Here is a 22,825-nt window from a genome sequence, read left to right as displayed (position 1 = left end):
CTATTGCATTAAATGCAGCACCCGCAACTGCAAACTCACATTTCCACGATATTCATTTTTATCTAGTTCATAAACTAAGTGAACCTGATCTAGCATCGGATTGAAATCATATTTATCTGCAGCATTAAAGGCGATCGCCTCGACCATTTGGCCATTATCCAATGCCACTTTCAATTTAAGATGCACATCTTTTAACCAACGATAGTCAATAATCTTAAACTTGCCATCAAAAACTGGCGCAGGAAATTTTTGTCCCCATGGGCTTAAATTCTGTAATATTTCGACCGTATCAACATTAAATGCCAAATCAGGCAACACCCCATCCGTCCAAATGGTCGCCTGAAATAGACTCTCATCTTGCTCTGCAATCAAGGCTTCAAATGCTGTTTTAAATTCAGCAAAATGCTGCTTTTGAATAGTTAAACCCGCGGCGGCGGCATGTCCACCAAAATGACTGACCAAATGTGGATGTAATTCTGCAATGCGTTCAATACTGTCACGAATGTGAATCCCTTCAATAGAGCGCGCTGAACCTTTGATGTGAATCCCATCTTCATCTGCCGCGAAGACAATCGCGGGTCGGTGAAATTGTTCTTTTAAACGCCCAGCAACAATCCCGATCACACCTTGATGCCAATGTTGTTCAAACATGATTAATGCCGCTGGCAAATCATCGTGATCCAATTGGATATGTTCAAGTTCAGCTAAGGCTTCTTGTTTAATCTGCCCTTCGACTTGTCGACGTTCTACATTCAGTTGATTGAGTTGCTGTGCTAAAGGATAAGCAGTACTTAAATCGGCCGCAATCAGGCATTCGATCCCAATATCCATGGTCTCCATACGCCCCGCCGCATTTAAGCGTGGACCAATCACAAAACCCAAGTCTTGTGCTTTTAGACTTTTTGGATCACGTCCAGCTATATCTAATAAGGCACTAATTCCTGGTCGGCAGAGTCCTTGTTGAATACGCTTTAAACCGGCATCAATCAATATACGATTGTTTAAATCTAAACTGGCAACATCGGCATAAGTGCCCAAAGCGACCAAATCTAAATATTGCGAAAGATTCGCCGAAGATTTACCGCATTTTTTTCGATGGCTAGCTAAATTAGCTAACACATAAAATGCAACACCGACCCCTGCCAGCGCTTTGCTTGGAAATTCGCAGCCCAATTGATTTGGGTTTACCACGGCTTCTGCCTGTGGCGTCGCTTTGGTCGTGAGATGGTGATCAGTAATGATCACTTGCATACCATGTGCTTGCGCTTGCTCTACCCCAGCATGACTGGAGATACCATTATCTACAGTAATCAACATATCGGGCGTATAGGTTACAAAAGCCAGATCCGCGATGGCAGGTGTCAAGCCATACCCATATTTGAAGCGATCAGGAACCAAATATTCAACATCTGCGCCCATCTCGCGCAGTGCTAAGATCATCAGTGCTGTACTGGTTGCACCATCGGCGTCATAATCACCAACAATGACGATTTTCTTTTGAGTATCAATTGCTTGATCAATCAGTTCAATCGCTTGCTCTAAACCTTTTAAGTTAGGGGCATGCAAATGCTTCAGTTTTAACTCAAGTTCTTGTGCTGACTGCACCCCACGCCGCGCCAATAAATCTGCAATAAATGGGGCAACGCCCTGAATATCTTCAGGCCGTGTCAAATAAGGTCGTTGTTGAATTAAAATATTCGACATTTAAGGCATCAATCGCTGTAAAACCCACTGATCATCGTGTTTTACATAGCACAAACGGTCATGCAAGCGATTTGGACGACCTTGCCAAAATTCGTAATAATCTGGCACTAAACGATAACCACCCCAAAACTCAGGTTTGGCTAACACGGCTTTCGCTTCCACTTGGTCATGCAGGTTTTGAAAACGCTGTTGCAACTCCTCACGACTCTCAATTATCCCACTTTGTGGCGTACTGATGTGTGCAGCAATTTGGCTATCACGCGGACGCTTATGGTAGTAGTCAGTTGACTCAGACAGTGAAATCTTTTCTACACGACCACTCACACGAATCTGACGTTCTTGCTCTTGCCAATAAAATAACAATTCAGCATAAGGATTTTCTGCTAAATCATTGCCCTTTTGGCTGTCATAATTGGTATAAAAATCATAACCAGCTTCGGTTGCACCGCGTAGTAACACAGTGCGGACATGCGGACGACCTTGGGCATTCGCCGTTGCCAATGACATGGCATACGGTTCATGTAGCTGCGCTTCTAATGCATGATTAAACCACAACAAAAATTGCTCATGTGGCACAGCATTGACCTGATCTTCGTGTAGCTCGCCTTTTTGGTAAGTTAAACGCAGTTCGCTTAAATCTTTAATTACATCATTCATGGAAAAATCCCCAATGACTTATGCCGCATTGGCACGTACAGCATCCGCTAAATGATTGGCTAAAGCAGTCACTTCATCCAAATTATCACCCTCAACCATCACACGAATGACTGGCTCAGTGCCTGACTTACGAATTAAGATACGACCGCGACCTTTTAACTGCGCTTCAGCTTTTTCAAATTCAGACACCAAAGCTGGTACAGCATACGGGTCAAACATCGCTGCAAGGCGTACATTCACTAATACGTTTGGCAATAATTCAAAACCTTCCACAAGTTCATGCAAGGCTTTGCCTTGTTCAACCATGACGGTCAACACTTGTAGTGAAGCAATGATCGCATCACCTGTGGTGCTCTTATCTAAAGTCAGAATATGACCCGATGGCTCACCACCTGTTACCCAGCCTTTTTCTTCCAAACCTTGCAATACATAACGGTCACCGACTTTGGCACGCAGTAATGGCACTTGGGCTTTATCTAGCGCAATTTCCAATGCCATATTACTCATAACCGTACCGACGATACCCGCAGGCTTTTGATTGGCTTGAGTCGCTAAGATATACAGAATATGATCACCGGTAATTTGCTGACCATTTTTATCTACCATAATGACACGGTCGGCATCTCCATCAAAGGCAATACCTAAGTCTGCTTGGTGCTCAACAACGGCTTTTTGTAATTGTTCAGGATGGGTTGAACCGCAATCTTTGTTGATGTTCAAACCATCTGGTTCGTTATATAGGGCAATAACTTTTGCACCGAGCTCACGATATACCGATGGACCAACGCTATAGGCGGCACCATTGGCACAGTCCACTACAATTTTTAAACCGGTTAAGTCAAAATGGTATGGGAACGTCGATTTACAAAATTCGATATAACGACCATTAGCATCTTTGACACGCACACTTTTACCTAAGTTTGCTGGGTCTTCGATGACTAAATCATTTTCAAGTTCTTTGTTAATGGCTTCTTGAATTTCATCTGGCAACTTTTTGCCTTCACTTGAGAAGAATTTAATACCATTATCAAAATAGGGATTATGCGAAGCTGAAATCACAATACCCAAACTTGCATGCAGTGCACGAGTTAAATGCGCAATTGCAGGTGTTGGAAGTGGCCCAAGTAAATGCACGTATACACCAGCAGCGTTTAAACCTGCTTGTAAAGCTGACTCTAAAATATAACCTGATAAACGGGTATCTTTACCCAGTACAACAATTGGCTTCGCTTTTTTACTGTATTGTTTTAATACTTTACCTGCAGCAAACCCTAATTTTAAAGCAAATTCTGGGGTAATTGGGAGCTCACCGAACTTACCACGAATGCCATCTGTACCAAAATAACTCATGTTGTACTCACTTCTTAATGGTGATCTTAATCATCACTTTTTACTGCAAACACTTTACACCAAAAACAAAAAAGCCGTCATATAAATGACGGCCTTTTCGGCTAAAAGCTACCAAATATCAACCAACACGGTAGTTCGGTGCTTCTTTGGTAATAGTCACATCATGTACATGTGATTCAGACATACCAGCGGCTGTAATTTTTACAAATTGTGCATTTTTACGGAGGTCATCAATCACCGCAGAACCGGTATAACCCATAGATGAACGAAGACCACCCATCATTTGATGCACAATGTTACCCATAGGGCCTTTGTACGGTACGCGACCTTCAATACCTTCTGGTACTAATTTTTCAGCGCCCGCTTTAGAGTCTTGGAAATAACGGTCAGCAGAACCTGTCGCACCCGCCATTGCACCCAATGAACCCATACCACGGTATGCTTTGTAGTAACGACCTTGGAAGAATTCAACTTCGCCAGGCGCTTCTTCAGTACCTGCCATGAGTGAACCCACCATAATTGTGCTCGCGCCTGCACCAATCGCTTTCGCCATATCACCAGAGAAACGGATACCGCCGTCAGCGATCAATGGAATTTGATCTTTCAATGCATTAGCAACAGAGTCAATTGCAGAAATCTGTGGCATACCGATACCCGCAACAATACGTGTTGTACAGATTGAACCAGGACCAATACCAACTTTCACTGCATCTGCACCCGCATCTAATAATGCAAGAGCAGCATCACCAGTAGCAATGTTACCGCCAATCACTTGAACTTGTGGGTAGTTTGCTTTCACCCAACGTACACGTTCAATTACACCAGCAGAGTGACCATGCGCTGTATCAACAACAATTGCATCAACACCAGCTTCAACCAATGCTTCAACACGACTTGGCGTTTCAGCACCTGTACCGACAGCAGCACCCACGCGTAAACGACCGAGGTCATCTTTACAGCTGTTTGGATAGCTTTCAGCTTTACGGAAATCAGTAACGGTAATTAAACCTTTCAACTCATTGTTGTCATTTACAACAAGAACTTTTTCAATACGGTGCTTTTGTAATAATGCTTGGATGTTTTCTTTAGATTCGTTTTCACGAACAGTCACCAAACGATCTTGACCTGTCATGATGTTGCTAACAGGCTGCTCAAGATTAGTTTCAAAGCGAGTGTCACGACCAGTAACAATACCCACCACTTTACCGTCTTTCACAACAGGGACACCGCTGATGTTATTTGCTTGTGTTAAAGTAATCAGCTCACGTACAGTTGTTTCAGGAGTCACGGTAATAGGATCTTTCACCATACCTGCTTCGAATTTTTTCACGCGGCGAACTTCTGCAGCTTGTGCAGCAATATCCATGTTTTTGTGCAGGATACCGATACCACCATTTTGCGCCATTGCAATTGCCATACGTGATTCAGTCACGGTGTCCATTGCAGCAGATACAAGTGGGATATTCAGATTAATGCCACGAGTGAAACGTGTCTTTAGGGAGACATCTTTAGGGAGAACAGTAGAATAGGCAGGGAGTAATAAGACATCATCAAAGGTTAGGGCTTCTTGAACGATGGTCAACATAACAGTCTCGCTGGTAATTTCCGTGAGCCATTATATACAAATTTCCGTTCAATTTTCATTTTTATTGCGGCAATTATGCAGCGAGTTTTCTAATTTGCATGCTTTCTTGAAGTTTTCTGACTGGTTCATACAAGTTTTCACTTGAAGTAGATCCAGAAATTTCAGCTCATCCCGATTTAAAATCAAATTCCACTCATCTCTATCTGACCCAATAATTGATTTGACAACACCTCTTGAATAACTAAAAAAGCAGGGACATATCCCTGCTTTTTTAATGTATTTAACATACTTGATCAAAATCTTCGTCATTGTCCGCATCATGCGTGGGAATACTAACAAAGGGAATCATTTGATGTGCAATACGAGCTTTATTACATTGTTCATCGGCAATTTGAACTTCTTTACAAGATGAACTACGTGCCTCATACATGGTGCAACTCACCTGTTTGCCCACTTCTCCGCCCAAAGCAATACAACGTGGATTTGCTTGGTTTGTACCTACCATACATGAATATACAGGTGTCACAGGTTCCGTATAGTGTTCAGGCATATTTAATCCTTCTGCCCAATAAAACGAAACTCAGAAATAAGCACAGCAGGCACCGCAACTCAGACATGCATCTTCGGTTGGTATTTGAGACAACATTTTTATAGGTTCTCGTCATCTAAAAAGATTCTTTTATAGACGGAAATCTTAAAAAAGTTGTCTCTAAACTCAATTATTTTTTATCACCTTTGAGATCATTATTCTGGGCAGGTAAAAACGGTTTCATCCATCAAATCGACACCACACTGTAAAGTCTCAATCCAGTCTAAGAACTGGTTAATTTGCTCTTTACCAATAAATGGCGTGCCATGTTGTGGCACGATCATTTCAATATCCATGGTACGAACCATATTGACCCATAAACGAATCACTTTGTTTGAGCACATGTAACGCTGATGGAAGCCTTTCATTTTTGGAATATGTGCTGCGAAATTTTCTAAAGGTTTAGCTGCATCTTCCACCATTGATGCCCCCATATCTCCCGAAAATAGAATTTTGGCAATCGGATCATAAAACTGGAAATTACCCACAGAATGTAAGAAATGCGCAGGTACAGCGACAATTTTGCTGTTACCCAAGCTGATCACTTGACCATGATCTGGCAATTCAATCAAACGATCTAGCCAATTGCCTTTCATTCGATCACTCATAAACGCAGAGTTCAAATGCGGTAAGAAACGTGCCCACAATTTTGATGCCACCACTTTTGCATCGGTATACACCAGCCAACGCGGCATAGAAGTAATAATGTCGGGGTCTTGATGAGATGCCATCACATAATCAAGATTGGTGAGACGGGTATATTTATTTAATTCCATGGTCAGCGGTACATAGGTTAAATCACCACCTGGATCGAGTACCGCAGCACGCTCATTATCAATAATCAGGAATTGGTTTGCCTGTACACCTTCACCTTTTACCAAGCTGGTAAAACTGATGCATTTATGCGTTCCATCATCATAAAGTACTTGTGATGTAGTACGTTCAAAAGCCATGCCCATTCCCCAAAATTTTTATGTAAAAAATGTATATTCTATAGGTGAATAACATATATTTATTTAGAGAAACTTACAATAAAAATCAGATCAATATTATCTACAATATCAGTTAATTAAGTCACATTTTTAGACAAAAAATCCCGAGCTTTTAGCTCAGGATTTGCGATATCTTTAACACTTAAAATAAATAGTGCTGTGCCAATGCAGCCAGACCAATTATTAAGAAAACCAAAGCACCAATCTTATGAATGAGCGAAATTGGTAATTTTTCTGCCAATTTATTACCAATAAATACCGCTGGTGCATTTACCAACATAATACCGATCGTAGTACCCAAAGTGACCCAACCAATACTGTCAAAACGCGCGGCTAAAGCGACTGTTGCAATTTGAGTCTTATCGCCGATTTCTGCCAAGAAGAACAACACAAATGTGGCACCGAATACCCCATATTTTTGCCATTTATTGATACTTTCTGATTCATCATCCAATTCATCTGGAATTAACATCCACACCGCCATAGCAATGAAACCAAGCGATATGATCCATAGCAATACTGTTGGGCTAAGCACTGTGGTAATCCATTGACCTAAGACCGCGGAAACGCCATGGTTGACGACTGTCGCCAAAAAGATTGCGAAAAGAATCGGAACAGGTTTACGAAAACGTGCGGCAAGTAATAAAGCAAGCAGTTGAGTTTTATCGCCCATTTCAGATAAGGCAACAACAGCTAATGAGATCAGAAAAGCAGAAAGCATGATGTGTTTCTCTGGCCAGCAAATTACATACCTATGACTCACCCCTCCTGCCAGCCATATCTGCAGAGTGGTAAATCAAAGGTCTTGCCAACAAAAGAAAGCTTAAGAAAAGCTCATTTGGTTCTTTGCTATGATGACCATGCTCGGTTTAGAGCAAATATGTTGACCATCACCTTTTTACTTTGCGTAAAAAGCGGCTACTCCCCAATGAAGTAGTTTTATTCTAACCATATGCACACATTTTCGCAATTTTAATCTTCAAAACCGTATCATGATTAAAATAACAATCATTAAAATTTTCAAGAATTTATCTAAATACTGACCAGCAAGATATTCATCAGTGTTAGCTGGCTTATATCTAGTCGAGATCCAGCAATTAAAAAAACCCTGCCTAAGCAGGGTTTTAAAACATCAGGTAAATGCTGAGATTAGATCAACAAGCTACGGATATCTTTCAATAACTTGGTTAACTTGTTGGTAAAGCGCGCAGCGTCAGCACCATTAATGACACGGTGATCGTAAGACAATGACAATGGCAACATCAAACGTGGATCAAAGCTTTCACCATTCCACACAGGTTGCATAGTCGCAGGCGAAATACCCAAAATTGCAACTTGAGGCCAGTTTACAAGTGGTGTAAACGCTGTACCACCGATGGCACCAAGGCTTGAAATGGTAAAGTTCGCGCCTTGCAGGTCTTTCGGTGACAATTTCTTATCACGTGCTTTTTGACCCAACTCACCCAACTCAATCGCAATTTGCTTAATCGACTTTTGGTCTGGATTACGCAATACTGGAACGGTCAAACCATCAGGTGTCGCTACAGCTATACCCATATGGATTTCGTTACGTAGCAATACGGACTTGCCATCATCTGCTAAGTGACCTGCAAAATCACGCTCTTCTTTCAGTAGATATGCGACAGCTTTAATGATGAACGCCATAATGGTCAGGCTAATACCTTCTTTCTTAAAGTTGCCTTTAAGATCACCGCGCCATGCTTCAAGCTCTGTGATATCAGCCAAATCAAACTGTGTCACTTGTGGTATGAAATTGTTTAACGACAACTGTGGAATCGACACTTGTTGCAAACGTGTCAAGGTTTTCTCTTCTACGCCGCCAAAGGCATCAAAACTTGGTAATTTTGGCAAGCCAGACACTTGAGCCACAGCTTGCGCAGCAGGCGCTACCTGAGGTGCTGTTAAACGCGTTTTCACGAAAGCAAATAAATCTTCTTTCATTAAGCGTTCATGTGGGCCAGAAGCTTTCACTTCAGCCAAAACCACACCTAATTCACGCGCTAACTTACGTACCGCTGGCCCTGCATAAACTTTAGCATTCGCCGCGTTTTGCTCTTTGGTCAGCTTATCTGCGCCTTGAGTTGCTGGCGCAGCTTCCACTTTTGCTTCAGCTTTTGGCGCAGTTGCAGCTACAGGCTGTGCAGCAGCTTGAGTAGGCTTTTCTGCCACAGCAGGTGCAGTAGCAGCTTGACCTTCAGCTTCAATAGTCAGTAAAGCCGCACCTTCTGAAACACTTTGTCCGAGTTGTACGTGAATCGCTGTGATCTTACCTGCTACCGTGCTTGGCACTTCAACAGTAGCTTTATCCGACTCCACCACAATGATGCTTTGGTCTTTTTCAACCACATCACCAACCGCCACTAAAATTTCCGCCACGGCAGCTTTATCAACACCTAAGTCAGGTACTGCAATTTCAACGGGACCTGTCGCAGATGTTGATGGTGCAGGTGTTAATGCATCTACTTGAGGCGCTGTTGCAGGTTGCTCTGCTTGCACAGTCGTTGCAGGAGCGGTTTCAGTTGCTGCAGATGATACCGCCGTTTTCACAGTCAGAATCACCACGCCTTCTTTCACCACATCGCCTGCATTGATGGTGATGGACTCCACACGGCCAGACACAGTACTTGGCACTTCAACAGTAGCTTTGTCCGATTCCACCACGATGATGCTTTGATCGACATCAATTTCATCACCCACAGCGACTAGGACTTCACTAACAGTGGCTTTCTCTACACCAATATCAGGTACTTGTACATCCACCACTTGCGATGCTGTTGCAGCGGCTTGCGGCACTGCTTCGGCTTTAGGCGCTTCTGCTGCCGGTGTAGGTGCTGCTTGCGCAGCAGGTGCAACGGAATCACTTTGCGCTTCAGGCGCAGCAGCGCTTTCACCTTCAGCTTCTAACTCAATCAGTACCGCACCTTCAGCAACACTATCACCTAAATTCACGGCAATGCTTTTGACCACACCTGCTGAAGTGCTTGGCACTTCAACAGAGGCTTTGTCAGACTCTAACAGTACAATGCTGTCATCGACCGCAATGCTATCGCCGACTTTCACTAAGATTTCTGCAACCGTTGCTTTATCTACACCAATATCAGGAGTCGTAATTTGCATGCTTAGTTCTCCTCTTTGTAGTCAGCAACAGCATGAAGCTCAGGTGTTTCTTGTGGAGCCCACGCTACAGGACGATCAGTGTCTAACTCAAAGCTAGAAATCGCATCTTTCACTAAGCGCGCATCCACTTCACCTTCATCCGCTAATTTTTTCAGCGTCGCAACAACGATATGCGCAGCATCGACGCCAAAGTAACTACGTAAATTACCGCGTGTATCTGAGCGACCATAGCCATCTGTACCTAATGCAACAAATGGGCGGTTGTCTGGAAGATAAGCACGTACTTGTTCACTATAAGCACGCATATGATCTGTCGCCGAAACCACGATGCCGTCTTTTTCACGCAACAACTTCGAAATCCATGCTTCTTTAGTGTCTTCAGTTAATGGGTGTAAACGATTGTATTCTTCACATGCCATACCATCACGCGCCAATTCATTGAAGCTTGTCACACTCCATACATTCGAGTGAATTTGGTATTCATCACGCAGGATTTTTGCCGCTTTAATTACTTCACGTAAAATCACACCTGAACCAAGCAACTGAACTGTCGCTTTCTCATCTTCTTCAAGTAAGTACATACCACGTTTGATGCCTTCTTCAGCACCTTCAGGAATCGCAGGATGTTCGTAGTTCTCGTTCATAACAGTGAGGTAATAGAACACACGCTCTTGGTTCACGTACATACGTTTCAAACCATCGTGCACGATCACGGCTAATTCATAACCAAAACATGGGTCATATGACACACAATTTGGAATGGTGTTAGCTAAAATATGCGAGTGACCATCTTGGTGCTGTAAGCCTTCACCGTTCAATGTCGTACGGCCTGCCGTTGCACCCAACAAGAAACCTTGCGCCTGCGCATCACCTGCAGCCCATGCAATGTCGCCAATACGCTGGAAACCAAACATTGAGTAGTACATGTACATTGGAATCATGGGTAAGTTATTGGTTGAATAACTGGTACCTAACGCCGCCCAAGCACTCATTGCGCCGGCTTCGTTAATCCCTTCTTGTAACATGTGACCATCTTTAGCTTCACGGTAATGCATCAACTGTTCTTGGTCTTCAGGGGTATATTTTTGACCATGGGCCGCATAGATACCCAACTGACGGAACATACCCTCCAAGCCAAAGGTACGCGCTTCATCCGGAACGATTGGCACCACACGATCTTTAATGGCTTTTTCTTTCAATAAAGATGAAATCAAACGCACCATCAGCATGGTTGTAGATTGTTCTTTACCGCCGCTGCCTTTGAGTACCGCATCAAACACTGACAATTCAGGAATTGCCAGCTGTTCGCTTTCTTTACGGCGAGCAGGTAAATAACCACCCAATGCCTCACGACGCGCCTTCATGTATTTCAATTCAGGTGAGTTTTCGCTTGGACGGTAGAACGGCACTTCTTCCAATTGCTCATCAGTGAATGGTAAGTTGAAACGGTTACGTACATATTTTAATGATTCAAGCTGCATTTTCTTGATTTGGTGGGTTTTGTTCACCGCTTCAATTTCTTCAGACAAGCCATAACCTTTCACAGTTTTCGCAAGGATTACGGTTGGTTGACCTGTTGATTTCATCGCTTCTGCATATGCAGCATAGACTTTGTATGGGTCGTGACCACCGCGATTTAGATTATCAATATCTTCATCGCTCAGGTTTTTCACCAACTCTTCAGCTTCTGGATATTTACCAAAGAAGTGTGCACGGGTATAAGCCCCACCCTTTACTTGATAACGCTGATAGTCACCATCAACGGCTTCTTCCATCACCGCTTTTAAAGCGCCTGTTTTATCTTTATCAAGTAGCGGATCCCAATGACGACCCCATACTACTTTGATGACACGCCAACCTGCACCACGGAACAGTGATTCAAGTTCTTGAATAATTTTACCGTTACCACGCACCGGACCATCAAGACGCTGTAAGTTACAGTTTACAACCCACACTAGGTTGTCTAACTTTTCACGACCCGCAAGCGCGATTGCACCAGTACTTTCTGGCTCGTCCATCTCGCCATCGCCGAGATATGCCCAAACCTTGCGGTCTTCTTCCTTAATTAAGCCACGGTTCATCAAGTACTTTTGAATATGTGCTTGATAGATCGACATAATTGGGCCAAGACCCATCGATACCGTTGGGAACTGCCAATAATCCGGCATTAAATATGGATGTGGGTAAGAAGGAAGTCCTTTACCACCCACTTCACGACGGAAATTATTTAAATGATCTTCAGTCAGACGACCTTCAAGGAAAGAACGTGCATAAATACCCGGTGCGCAGTGACCTTGGTAATAAATCATGTCACCGCCAAAGCTGTCGCTATTGGCACGGAAGAAGTGGTTAAAACCTACATCATATAAGGTTGCAGAAGATGCAAAGCTGGCCAAGTGACCACCTAAATCGTCACCCGTTTTGTTGGCACGTAAAACCATTGCCAAAGCATTCCAACGGATCAGCGCACGAATACGACGCTCCATATCCGGATCACCTGGCATCGGTGGCTGTTCTGCAACAGAAATGGTATTTAAATAAGGAGTATTTAGTCGCTGAATGGGAACGTGTTTGGCAATTGCTTGCTGATAAAGTTTTTCGAGCAAAAATGCAGCACGATCAGTACCCATATGCTGTAAAACTGAGTCAAATGCATCCTGCCATTCTTGGGTTTCCTGAGCATCTGTATCGCCATAAAACGCCATACTTCACCTATCCTATGTGCTAAATATATAGGTCTATTAGTATCATATTTTGGGCATACTCAGTTATTGCCACAGATGAATACGCTTTGGCTGCATTATTTATTTGCTAAATACTTATTGATTATTAATTACACTTTTTTACATTTTTTGGTCAATTTGGATAATTTTTCCTACATACATTATTTTTTTCAATGATAACGTTATAGCTTAAAGCAATAAATAAAAAGCCAGTGTCTGTAGAGGTCAGACACTGGCTTTTAGAAACAAAGACTTCGTAAATACTGCTACCGTTTTTAATTGATCAATATCGTAGATATTCCTCAATCATCCTACAAGGTAGCAATTCGAAGCTAAACAAATTATGGCAACATCGCTAAGTAAGTAGACGGATTCTTGCGTTGACCATCTTTTACTACTTCATAGTGTAAATGTGGGCCAGTACAACGACCTGTACATCCAACATTGGCAATATGCTCGCCAGCTTCAACACGCTCACCTACACGAGCAATTAGACGCGAAGCATGAGCATAACGGGTAAGATAGCCATTACCATGGTTAATCTCGACATATTGACCATAACCTGTACCCCAACCTGACTTCGTCACAATACCTGGGCCAGTTGCGTAAATAGGTGTGCCGCTTGCAGCAGATAGGTCTAAGCCTGAATGGTTTTCAGCGCGACCACCCATTGTACGGCCGCCATAATTAGAGCTGACACGTTTCATATCTGGTAGTGGGTGTGCGATTAACCAAGAGTATGGATTGTTTGAACTTGCAGAATAGCTTTTAGAAACTGCACTTGAACCGTATTTTTTGGCGATAGTCGCATTGTTCAGTTCAACTGATTTTTCACGAATTTGAACATTCAATTTCGTTTCAGCGGGAATATCTAGATCATTACTTTCTGAATATGCACCTTGAGACAAAGTACGGGTTAACTGTTCTATACGATCTGATGAACTATCTGCTTGATTTAGTTCAACTAGATCTGCGAAAGCGACTGAAGCGGCCGAAGCAGCCAATGAAAAAGCCAACAAAACACGTCGTAAATGCATAAAAAACCTCTATAAACTGTTCTTACTTAATTTCCTAGCGTGATCTCATCCTTGATATCTGATTGAAGGAGCGCATAAGATTAAGACATAAACATGTAGGAAATATGTATGTCCGAACCTGTCAACGTTTTTCAACCCAAAAGAAAACACTTAAAAACAGGAAACTTCTCGTTTCTTTCAACTCAAGTTGCTGCATGGCAGAAACTTACGAAACTTGTTCAACCTGTATTACCCCAACCGGAGCAATGGCAAGTCGTTTGTTATTTAAATGGCGTGCTTATGTTGACTGGAGAAAATCAGGCGCTCATAAGTCAGCTTGCTTATCTACAGAAACAATATATTGCACAACTCACACAATTACCCGAATTCAAAGATTTACACAAGATTCAAGTTCGTTTGAGAACTCCGCCTCAAACACCCCATTCCCCTGAAAAAATTTCAAGAACCCTTAGCACAGAAACTCAGGATTTACTCCGTAATGCTGCTGACTTTGTGAGCGACCCTAAGCTTAGCCAAGCAATGCTGCGTTTGGCAAGCAATAAAAAGTAACCACCCCATAGTCACAGCTTAATCGCAGAATCAAAAATGTGACATAATTAACATTTATTTTAGTTATATTATAACATTGCCACCGAAAGACAATGACTTATGTCACATTCACATAACTTATTGGACAATCATTTATGTCATCAAATGTTACAATTTCATAGCTATCTGGATCACTTTTGACATTGCGCAGCAGCTGATTATTTAAAGCATGACCCGACTTATATGCATCATATTTGGCAATAATTTGGTGACCAAGCAAATAAAGATCACCTACAGCATCTAATATTTTGTGACGAACAAACTCGTCAGAGAAGCGTAAACCTTCTTCATTGACTACACCTGTTTCATCTACCCCAATGGCATTATCTAAGCTTGCGCCAAGTGCCAAATTATTGGCTTTGAGATAATCCAAATCCTTCATAAAACCAAAAGTTCGGGCTTCACTAACCTCATAAACAAAAGTTTCAGTCGAAAAATCAATGGTCGCCGATTGGAATTCTTTTTTGAAAGCAGGATGATCAAAATCAATAGTAAAGTTTAATTGAAAGCCGTCATGTGGTTCAAAGACCGCACGTTTATCGTCTATCAATGCCTCAACAGGTTTTAGAATTTTTATAAATTTTTTCGGTGCATTTTGTTCAACCAACTCACCTTGCATGAGTAAATAGATAAATGGACCTGCACTACCGTCCATAATCGGTACTTCTGATGCTGATACTTCAACAATCAGGTTATCAATTCCTAGACCTGCAATCGCACTCATAATGTGTTCAATCGTACCGACTTTGGCATTTTCTTGTACCAAGTTTGAACACATAAATGCTTCTTGAATCAGCATTGCATCGGCATGAATATCAACTGGAGGATTCAGATCAATACGTCGAAATACAATTCCCCCATCGGCATGATGTGGCACAAAGTTAATCATGACTTTTTGCCCGCTATGCAGTCCGATGCCACTCGCTTTCACGACGCGTTTCAGGGTACGTTGCTTCAACATGTATTTTCTATCATCTGTTCACAAAACCGCTATACGTTAGCATATTTAGCCATTGATAAAAAACAAAAAGGTAGCCGTAAGGCTACCTTTTGTAATTCACAGCGTGTTAACACATTGAATTTGTTTTATTTACGTTGTTGATTCTTCAGATAATCCTGAATACTCATGGGCGTAGGACGTGCGCTGGTATTGCTTGATGCTGCAGCAGCAGGAGCTGCTGCTTCAGTTTGCTGACGCTGAATTGCCGGTACATCATCTTCATCAACTGGTACTTGAGCTGTAGAGGCAGTACGTGTTGCTTGCGCCACTGGACGTTTCATAGGTTCAGCAGAATCTGCAGAGTTACGTGTTAAACCTGTTGCAATTACAGTTACACTGATTTCATCACGTGCATCCGGATCAAATACCGTACCGTAGAAGACCTGACCTTCATCTAAGTCAACAATCTGGTTTACTACATCGGTAATTTCTTCAATTTCACCGAAAGTAACATCGTCGCCACCCGTTACGTTAATTAAGATGCCTTTAGCATTCATAATAGTTACGTTGTCAAGTAATGGACTACGGATTGCTTGTTCTGCAGCCTGACGTGCACGATTTTCACCACGGCCTGAGCCAGCACCCATCATTGCGTAACCACGTGTACTCATGGCAGTTTTCAAATCGGCAAAGTCAAGGTTGATATGACCTGGACGTACCACCAAATCAAAGATACTACGTACCGCATTTAACAATACATCGTCTGCCTTTTTATAGGCATCTTTCATTGAAATATCGCGGAATACTTTAAGTAGACGTTGGTTGGGAATAATAATCAAAGAATCAACGTGTTGCTCTAGTGCTTCAATCCCTTTTTCAGCAGATTGTTGACGACGTTTACCTTCAAAATTAAATGGTGTTGTAACCACACCTACAGTCAAAATGCCCATTTCTTTGGCAATTTCAGCAACTACGGGTGCAGCGCCTGTACCTGTACCACCGCCCATACCCGCGGTAACAAATACCATGTCCGTACCTTCAAGGTGCTGACGAATTAACTCACGGCTTTCTTCTGCTGCAGTTTGACCAACTTGTGGATTTGCACCAGCACCTAAACCACGTGTACTTTGCTCACCCAATTGGATTTTAAATTGAGCATTCATACGATCAAGTGCTTGTTTATCTGTATTAGCACAAACAAACTTTACACCGTCAATGTCAGATTCAAGCATATGCTGTACTGCATTACCACCTGCACCGCCTACACCGAATACTGTGAAACGGGCTTGACCGATGCTGTCGCTTTGATCATCTTCTAAAAATTCAAATGAGGCCATGCCTAAAAAATTCCTAATACATAATTGGCAGACACTTCAGCCCGTATACTGCCTTGATCTTAATAAAAATTGTTTTTTAGAATGCTGCCCAAGTTCCAGCTTGTCAAGTACAAGCAATAATCAGTACAACTTCCCAACAATATTCCCAAATATTTCAACTTAAAAGATTGATTTCAACGTATCGTTAAAACCCGTCCATGCTCGTTTTACCCGACTGAAAACCGAAAGCTTTTCGGTATCTTCAGGTTCAACGATTGTATCTTGCGTTTCACTTTGACTAAAAATAAGCAGACCCGCAGCTGTAGCGTATTGTGAACGACGTAATGCTGCTTGTTGTTGATCATCTGCATATACCTGCACTGGGGGATTACCCAAATGTGCAGAAACGCCTAAAATTCGGCGTGCAAACGTTACCATACCTTCAATTTGGCAAGCATCGCCTGTCAGTACCACACCATGGTATAAACCATGGATTGCACCATGATTCACTAATTCATCACGCACTTGATTAAAAATTTCTTCATAACGTGCAATGATAATTTCAGTGAGTTCAATTCGGCTAATGGTTTGCGGACCATCAATACCTTGATATTGAATCATACTTTCAGGTTTAACGACTTTTAAATCTACACAACCGTATAATAATTTAATACGTTCCGCTTCTTCAGTCGTGGTTTGCAGCACTGCAGCAATATCACGCGTCACATGCTCACCACCACGCTGTAAGGTGTGGGTCATGGCTAAGCGACCATCCAAATGGACTGCAATATTAGTGGTACCAGCACCAATATCGACCAAGCAAACACCGTATTCTTTTTCATCTTTGAGCAAACTGGCTTCGGCTGTTGCTAATGACGAAATCACCATACGTTCCACGCCAATGTTGGCACCTTTCAACGCACGATCTAGGTTTTGCATGGTACTAATCGGCAACATCATCAAATGATAATGTCCAGTCATACTACGTGCAGACATTCGAATTGGGTTTAATACCCATTCAGGCTCATCATCAAGCTCAAAACCAAGTGGCACAGCACTGACCAAATAGTGATCAGAGGTTAAATGACTGGCTTTGGCCAGTTCTAATGCACGCACCACTTCATTGGTGGTAATCGCATGGTCATTATTTTCAATTGGAGTACGACCAGAGGCATAAAAACTTTTTAATTCCGCACTCGGAATCGAAATCCACGCAGAATGCACACGACATTCAGCCATATCTTCCGCTTCTTGTACGGCATTTTTAATGGCAGTGACGACTTTATCGAGACTTACAATTTTCCCTTTATTCATGCCGCGGTTACGAGCGGTCGCCATCCCTACCACTTGGATATTGTCTGGCGCGTGTACCTTACCAATCAAAACTGAAACTTTGTGCGTCCCAATGTCAATCGCAACAACCGAGGGAACAGCTTCATTCATTATTTACTACTACCATTCACATGTTTGTTTAATTAATGGCTTAAAGCCTCTACTTATAAAGCCGGTCATTATGGCTTCACCGGTGTTCCATTCGCAATGCCTATGTCATCACTGGTTACAACAAACTGACCATTTACCGATTTTGCAGGAATGGAATTTTTCCATTGAATCGCTAGACCATTTCGGTAACGCAGGTCAATTGCAGAAATTCTTGGCCAAACTGGCTTTAAATCACTGTGTGCAAGATAACTTAAACGTTGCAACTTACTCATGGTTTGATCTTGGTCGACGATGACACGTAAACCTGAATCAAACTGCATAAACCATGTCATGCGTTCCGTTAAATAAAGTTCTTTTAATCGGATGCCGACCGGTAAAAATAACTGGTTAATTTCATTGTACCGTCTCATCATCATTTTAGAATGACTGACCGGACCGTGAAGTAATGGCAGTTGCTGATGATTTTGTGGTGTTAGCTCGGAAAAGACCTCACCACTATCACTCAACAAACGCCCTGTGCCCCAACGAGCAATGGCTTGACGTGGCATCACACGAACGCGAATTGCATTCGGCCATGCACGTGAAACAACCACGCGATCGACCCAAGATAACTCTAAAGCTCGATCACGAATGACACGTAAATCTGAGGTAAAATAGTTTTGTGTCACCAATGGTGATACATAACTCATCACTTGTTGCTTTTCTTGTGCTGAACGTGCACCCACCACATCTAACTCTGCCACTCGGGCATCAGTCATCACACGATAGAGCCCAAACACCCCTGCAGCCAATACCAAACAAGCAACCAGTAGCAAAACCCATCCACCTACATTGGTAAGCTTTTCCTTACGTGTAGGCGGCTTGTCGTGTATGAATGTCGTTGCAGCACGCTTACGGCGCATTGACGCAGGGAGTTGAGCCATAATTTAGTGTGCCGCAGCTGTTAGGGTTTGTTCTAAAATTGCCACACATAACTCATCAAAGCTATAGCCCACTGCTTTGGCAGCTTTTGGCACAAGCGAATGACTGGTCATCCCCGGAACGGTATTAACTTCCAATAACCAGAAATTACCTTGTTCGTCCTGCATGGCATCAATACGACCCCAGCCACTTGCACCAACGGCTTGGAAGGCACGTAAGCATAGTGCTTGAAGACGTTTTTCTTCATCTTCAGTTAAACCACATGGAATGCCATACTGCACATCATTACGGTTGTATTTGGCTTCGTAATCGTAAAATGCCACATCCGCAGGTGGCTCTAAACGGATCACAGGCAATGCCACACCATTTAAAATCACAATGGTGAATTCACGTCCAGTAATCCATTTCTCCGCCATCACAACAGCGTCATGTTGAGTTGCTTTTGTAATCGCTTCAGCAAAGTCTTCCATTTTTTCAACTTTGCTCATGCCAATGCTTGAGCCTTCATGTACTGGTTTGATAATAAATGGCAGACCAATACTGTCGACAATTTCTTGCAAATCTGAATCTTTGCTGACAATGCGATACGGTGCAGTTGGCAGCTCAGAACCTTGCCAAACTTGCTTGGTTTTCACTTTGTCCATACCAATGGCAGATCCTTGAACACCTGTACCTGTATATGGAATATTTAACCATTCAAGTGTGCCTTGAATCTGACCATCTTCACCACCACGACCATGCAATACAATGAATGCACGATCATAGCCCACCAACTCAGTCACACTGCGTTGCTGTGGATCGAAAGCTTCGGCATTTACACCCGAACGCACCAATGCTTCAAGTACAGCTTTACCACTATCGAGAGAAACCTCACGTTCGGCAGATTTACCACCTAATAACACGGCAACTTTGCCGAATTTTGAAGCATTTGACACGTTTATATCCTTAAACTTTTTGCACTGTCTAACTAGACTTTCAATCACCCAAAGTGATTATTTTACGTATAAATCGTTTTGAGCAAGCTCGATTGAGATTGCACCAACATTACCTGCGCCCTGTGTTAATAACAAGTCATTCGCTTGTAACACTTTTTTCATCACAGCTTGCAAATTACCTTCAACAGGATCAATCAAAATCGGTTCAACTTCACCACGCAGACGAATACTGCGTGCCAATGCACGGCTGTCTGCACCTACAATGGGTTTTTCACCCGCAGGATAAACTTCAAGTAGCAACAATTGATCGACTTGCGACAATACATCAACAAAGTCATCAAAGCAGTCACGTGTACGGCTGAAACGGTGTGGCTGGAACATCATCACTAAACGACGATCAGGGTGGCTAGCACGAGCGGCTTTAATGGTTGCTTCCACTTCTTTTGGATGATGACCATAGTCATCGACCAATTTCACAGCACCACCCTCAATTTCAAATTCACCTTGAACTTGGAAACGACGACCCACACCACTGAAGCTTTCTAATGCACGTGCAATCGCTGCATCTGAAACGCCTTCATCTGTTGCAATACCAATTGCAGCCAGAGCATTTAAAATATTATGCAAACCCGGTAAGTTGATGGTTAAGCGAAGCGGCTCACGGTCTTTACGTAATACGGTAAAGTGCGATTGCATACCCTCTTGCACTACATCTACTGCGCGAATATCGTTGTCTTCATTAAAGCCGTAGGTCACAACCGGACGGCCAATACGCGGCATGATTTCACGAATGTTGGCATCATCACCACACACCACAGCCAAACCGTAGAATGGAAGCTTTTGTAAGAACTGTACAAAAGTATCTTTTAGTACATCGAAGCTACCACCGTAGGTATCCATATGGTCAGCATCAATGTTGGTGACAATCGTTGCCATCGGCTGTAAATGTAAGAATGATGCGTCTGATTCATCTGCCTCAGCAACAATGAAACGACTTGCACCCAAAGCTGCATTTACACCAGTACGGTTTAATAGACCACCAATCACATACGTTGGGTCTAGGTTTTCTTCTGCCAACATACAAGTCACAAGACTGGTCGTTGTGGTTTTACCATGTGTCCCTGCTACAGCAATACCATGACGGTAACGCATCAATTCACCCAGCATTTCTGCACGGCGAACCACAGGTGTACGGGTTTCAATCGCCGCTTTAATCTCTGGGTTTTCTGCATCAATTGCAGTCGACACCACAATAACGTTCGCACCTTGAATATTTTCAGCCGTGTGACCAATGAACACCTGAATACCATTTTCTTCAAGCTGAGCAGTGGTTTTTGATGCTTTGATATCTGAACCCGAAACTTTATAGCCTTGGTTTTTCAACACTTCTGCAATACCACACATACCCGCACCACCAATTCCAATAAAATGGATGTGTTTAATACGGCGCATTTCTGGCACTTTAATGAGCTTTTTCGCTTGATCGGCAGGCATTGATGGAGACATAAATTACTCGAATATTACAAATCTTGAATTAAACCAACCACATGCTTAGTCGCATCGGGTTGTGCCTGTTGTCGAGCCTTAACCGCCATTTCCATAAGTAGTTGACGGTTCATCAGCGGCTTCAACAACGCTGTTAAACTTTCAGCGGTCATGTCCGCTTGAGGGCAAATTTTTGCTGCATTACTCTTGGCCAAGAAGCGCGCATTGGCAGTTTGATGATCATCCACAGCACTTGGTAGTGGCACAAATACAGCGGCCACCCCTGCTGTTGCAATCTCAGTTACAGTCAACGCACCAGCACGGCAGATAATGAGATCCGCTGCAGAATACGCTTGAGCCATATCTTCAATAAAAGGTTGTACTTCAACCTGTAAACTTTCAGGCGCATCGGCATAGCGTGCCAACGTCGCTTCAGCATTATTTTGACCACACTGATGATAAACACTCAGTGGTAAATCAAGTTGTTGTAATGCAGCAGGTACGCATTCATTTAAAGCACGCGCACCGAGTGAACCACCCACAATTAAAATACGTATCGGCTGACCAGATTTTTCACGCTCTTGGTAACGCCATGACGGATTTAAAATTTCTGTAATTTCCTTCCGTACAGGATTGCCTGTAGTCACAATTTTATCTTGAACTGGAAAAGTATTTGGAAATGCCTGACACACCGTTTTCGCCACACGTGATAATTGCGTATTGGTAAACCCAGCCACAGCATTTTGTTCATGAATAATCACAGGAATACCGAGTGCGCGTGCAGCAAGACCACCAGGCCCTGCAACATAACCACCAAAACCTGCGACCGCATCAACTTTGAGCTGTTTCATATAGCGCATCGCGCTTAACGTTGCTTTTAAAATTTTGAAAGGTGCCATTAACTTACGCACGACACCATTGCCGCGCACACCTTGAATATCAATTTGATAAATCGGAATGTTTTGATTTTTAAGCAGGCGATTTTCCATACCTGATGGTGTTGCTAACCAAGACACTTCACAGCCTTGTTGTTGCAACTCTTTGGCAACAGCGAGTGCTGGAAAAACATGACCACCGGTTCCGGCAGCCATCATCATGACATGTTTCGGCTTTACTTGCGTTGCTTCGGTCACAGTCTAATTCTTCAATTCTAAAATATGGCTAAGGAAATTCAATTTTAAGCAAACAATTGTAATCACAAACGCATAACCGTGAAAGGCAATTTACTTTTTTTCAACAGGCGTATGATTGTTTTTTTCTACTATTTTTAAAGTTTAAACTAGTTTTATTATTAATCTAGGACTTACGCACTATTATTTATAGATTCTCTGTGGTAGCAGATGATTTTTATCGAGAATAAAGTCATCAATGAAGTTTTTGATAACTGGTCTAAATAATTTCTTCTGCCAACGATATACATTT

The 22,825-nt window shown here is 42.7% G+C and carries 17 protein-coding genes, 2 pseudogenes and 1 riboswitch; of the genes and pseudogenes, 1 reads left to right on the top strand and 18 read right to left on the bottom strand.

The window, feature by feature from the left end; translation table 11 throughout:
- The 10 genes and pseudogenes from recJ to FTT84_RS11620 all read right to left on the bottom strand — a co-directional run bounded on the left by recJ (position 1) and on the right by FTT84_RS11620 (position 13,775).
- Positions 1-1,704, bottom strand: coding sequence for a single-stranded-DNA-specific exonuclease RecJ (recJ, locus tag FTT84_RS11665; RefSeq protein WP_180081244.1), 1,704 nt, complete (start codon positions 1,702-1,704; stop codon positions 1-3).
- Positions 1,705-2,361: a pyridoxamine 5'-phosphate oxidase gene (gene pdxH / locus FTT84_RS11660; protein ID WP_067761599.1), complete on the bottom strand. Its 657-nt coding sequence runs from the start codon at positions 2,359-2,361 to the stop codon at positions 1,705-1,707. It abuts the gene before it with no gap.
- Between the two features lie 18 nt (positions 2,362-2,379).
- The gene (glmM, locus tag FTT84_RS11655; protein WP_067761601.1) at positions 2,380-3,711 is read right to left on the bottom strand and encodes a phosphoglucosamine mutase; all 1,332 of its coding nucleotides are present in this window, start codon (positions 3,709-3,711) and stop codon (positions 2,380-2,382) included.
- Between the two features lie 118 nt (positions 3,712-3,829).
- On the bottom strand, positions 3,830-5,296 hold the full coding sequence (gene guaB / locus FTT84_RS11650) for an IMP dehydrogenase (RefSeq protein ID WP_180081246.1): 1,467 nt from the start codon (positions 5,294-5,296) through the stop codon (positions 3,830-3,832).
- Between the two features lie 280 nt (positions 5,297-5,576).
- A pseudogene (locus FTT84_RS11645) lies at positions 5,577-5,942 on the bottom strand (YkgJ family cysteine cluster protein).
- 98 nt (positions 5,943-6,040) lie between these two features.
- Positions 6,041-6,838 (bottom strand): MBL fold metallo-hydrolase, encoded by a 798-nt coding sequence (locus FTT84_RS11640; RefSeq protein WP_180081248.1) that lies wholly within the window; start codon positions 6,836-6,838, stop codon positions 6,041-6,043.
- A gap of 181 nt (positions 6,839-7,019) precedes the next feature.
- Positions 7,020-7,598 carry a TMEM165/GDT1 family protein gene (locus FTT84_RS11635; protein ID WP_067761610.1) on the bottom strand — a complete coding sequence of 193 codons (579 nt, stop codon included), beginning with the start codon at positions 7,596-7,598 and terminating at the stop codon, positions 7,020-7,022.
- 74 nt (positions 7,599-7,672) lie between these two features.
- Positions 7,673-7,816, bottom strand: a riboswitch (yybP-ykoY riboswitch).
- Between the two features lie 210 nt (positions 7,817-8,026).
- On the bottom strand, positions 8,027-10,015 hold the full coding sequence (locus FTT84_RS11630; RefSeq protein WP_180081249.1) for a 2-oxo acid dehydrogenase subunit E2: 1,989 nt from the start codon (positions 10,013-10,015) through the stop codon (positions 8,027-8,029).
- A 2-nt stretch (positions 10,016-10,017) separates the two neighbouring features.
- On the bottom strand, positions 10,018-12,720 hold the full coding sequence (aceE, locus tag FTT84_RS11625) for a pyruvate dehydrogenase (acetyl-transferring), homodimeric type (protein WP_180057933.1): 2,703 nt from the start codon (positions 12,718-12,720) through the stop codon (positions 10,018-10,020).
- Between the two features lie 359 nt (positions 12,721-13,079).
- Positions 13,080-13,775 carry a M23 family metallopeptidase gene (locus tag FTT84_RS11620; RefSeq protein ID WP_180081250.1) on the bottom strand — a complete coding sequence of 232 codons (696 nt, stop codon included), beginning with the start codon at positions 13,773-13,775 and terminating at the stop codon, positions 13,080-13,082.
- Positions 13,776-13,883: 108 nt separating this feature from the next.
- Here FTT84_RS11620 and FTT84_RS11615 point away from each other — a divergent pair, with 108 nt between their 5' ends.
- A complete protein-coding gene (locus tag FTT84_RS11615) occupies positions 13,884-14,324 on the top strand; it encodes a DUF721 domain-containing protein (protein WP_067761618.1) in 441 nt (146 codons plus the stop codon).
- Between the two features lie 97 nt (positions 14,325-14,421).
- Here FTT84_RS11615 and lpxC read toward each other — a convergent pair whose 3' ends face one another.
- The 8 genes and pseudogenes from lpxC to FTT84_RS11575 form a co-directional block, all read right to left on the bottom strand.
- The gene (gene lpxC, locus FTT84_RS11610; protein ID WP_180057931.1) at positions 14,422-15,324 is read right to left on the bottom strand and encodes a UDP-3-O-acyl-N-acetylglucosamine deacetylase; all 903 of its coding nucleotides are present in this window, start codon (positions 15,322-15,324) and stop codon (positions 14,422-14,424) included.
- 125 nt (positions 15,325-15,449) lie between these two features.
- The gene (ftsZ, locus tag FTT84_RS11605) at positions 15,450-16,640 is read right to left on the bottom strand and encodes a cell division protein FtsZ (RefSeq protein ID WP_180081251.1); all 1,191 of its coding nucleotides are present in this window, start codon (positions 16,638-16,640) and stop codon (positions 15,450-15,452) included.
- A gap of 159 nt (positions 16,641-16,799) precedes the next feature.
- On the bottom strand, positions 16,800-18,062 hold the full coding sequence (gene ftsA / locus FTT84_RS11600) for a cell division protein FtsA (protein ID WP_067761624.1): 1,263 nt from the start codon (positions 18,060-18,062) through the stop codon (positions 16,800-16,802).
- A 68-nt stretch (positions 18,063-18,130) separates the two neighbouring features.
- The gene (locus FTT84_RS11595; protein ID WP_180081252.1) at positions 18,131-18,985 is read right to left on the bottom strand and encodes a cell division protein FtsQ/DivIB; all 855 of its coding nucleotides are present in this window, start codon (positions 18,983-18,985) and stop codon (positions 18,131-18,133) included.
- A 3-nt stretch (positions 18,986-18,988) separates the two neighbouring features.
- On the bottom strand, positions 18,989-19,918 hold the full coding sequence (locus tag FTT84_RS11590) for a D-alanine--D-alanine ligase (protein ID WP_067761628.1): 930 nt from the start codon (positions 19,916-19,918) through the stop codon (positions 18,989-18,991).
- Positions 19,919-19,975: 57 nt separating this feature from the next.
- Positions 19,976-21,424 carry a UDP-N-acetylmuramate--L-alanine ligase gene (murC, locus tag FTT84_RS11585; RefSeq protein ID WP_067761630.1) on the bottom strand — a complete coding sequence of 483 codons (1,449 nt, stop codon included), beginning with the start codon at positions 21,422-21,424 and terminating at the stop codon, positions 19,976-19,978.
- A 14-nt stretch (positions 21,425-21,438) separates the two neighbouring features.
- On the bottom strand, positions 21,439-22,536 hold the full coding sequence (gene murG / locus FTT84_RS11580) for an undecaprenyldiphospho-muramoylpentapeptide beta-N-acetylglucosaminyltransferase (protein ID WP_180057925.1): 1,098 nt from the start codon (positions 22,534-22,536) through the stop codon (positions 21,439-21,441).
- Positions 22,537-22,716: 180 nt separating this feature from the next.
- Positions 22,717-22,825 (bottom strand): annotated as a pseudogene (locus FTT84_RS11575) (IS701 family transposase); the annotation flags it as partial.

The sequence above is a fragment of the Acinetobacter sp. YH01019 genome (assembly GCF_013420285.1).
GTDB classification, from domain to species: Bacteria; Pseudomonadota; Gammaproteobacteria; order Pseudomonadales; family Moraxellaceae; genus Acinetobacter; species Acinetobacter gandensis.
This window is presented reverse-complemented; position numbering and strand designations above follow the sequence as displayed.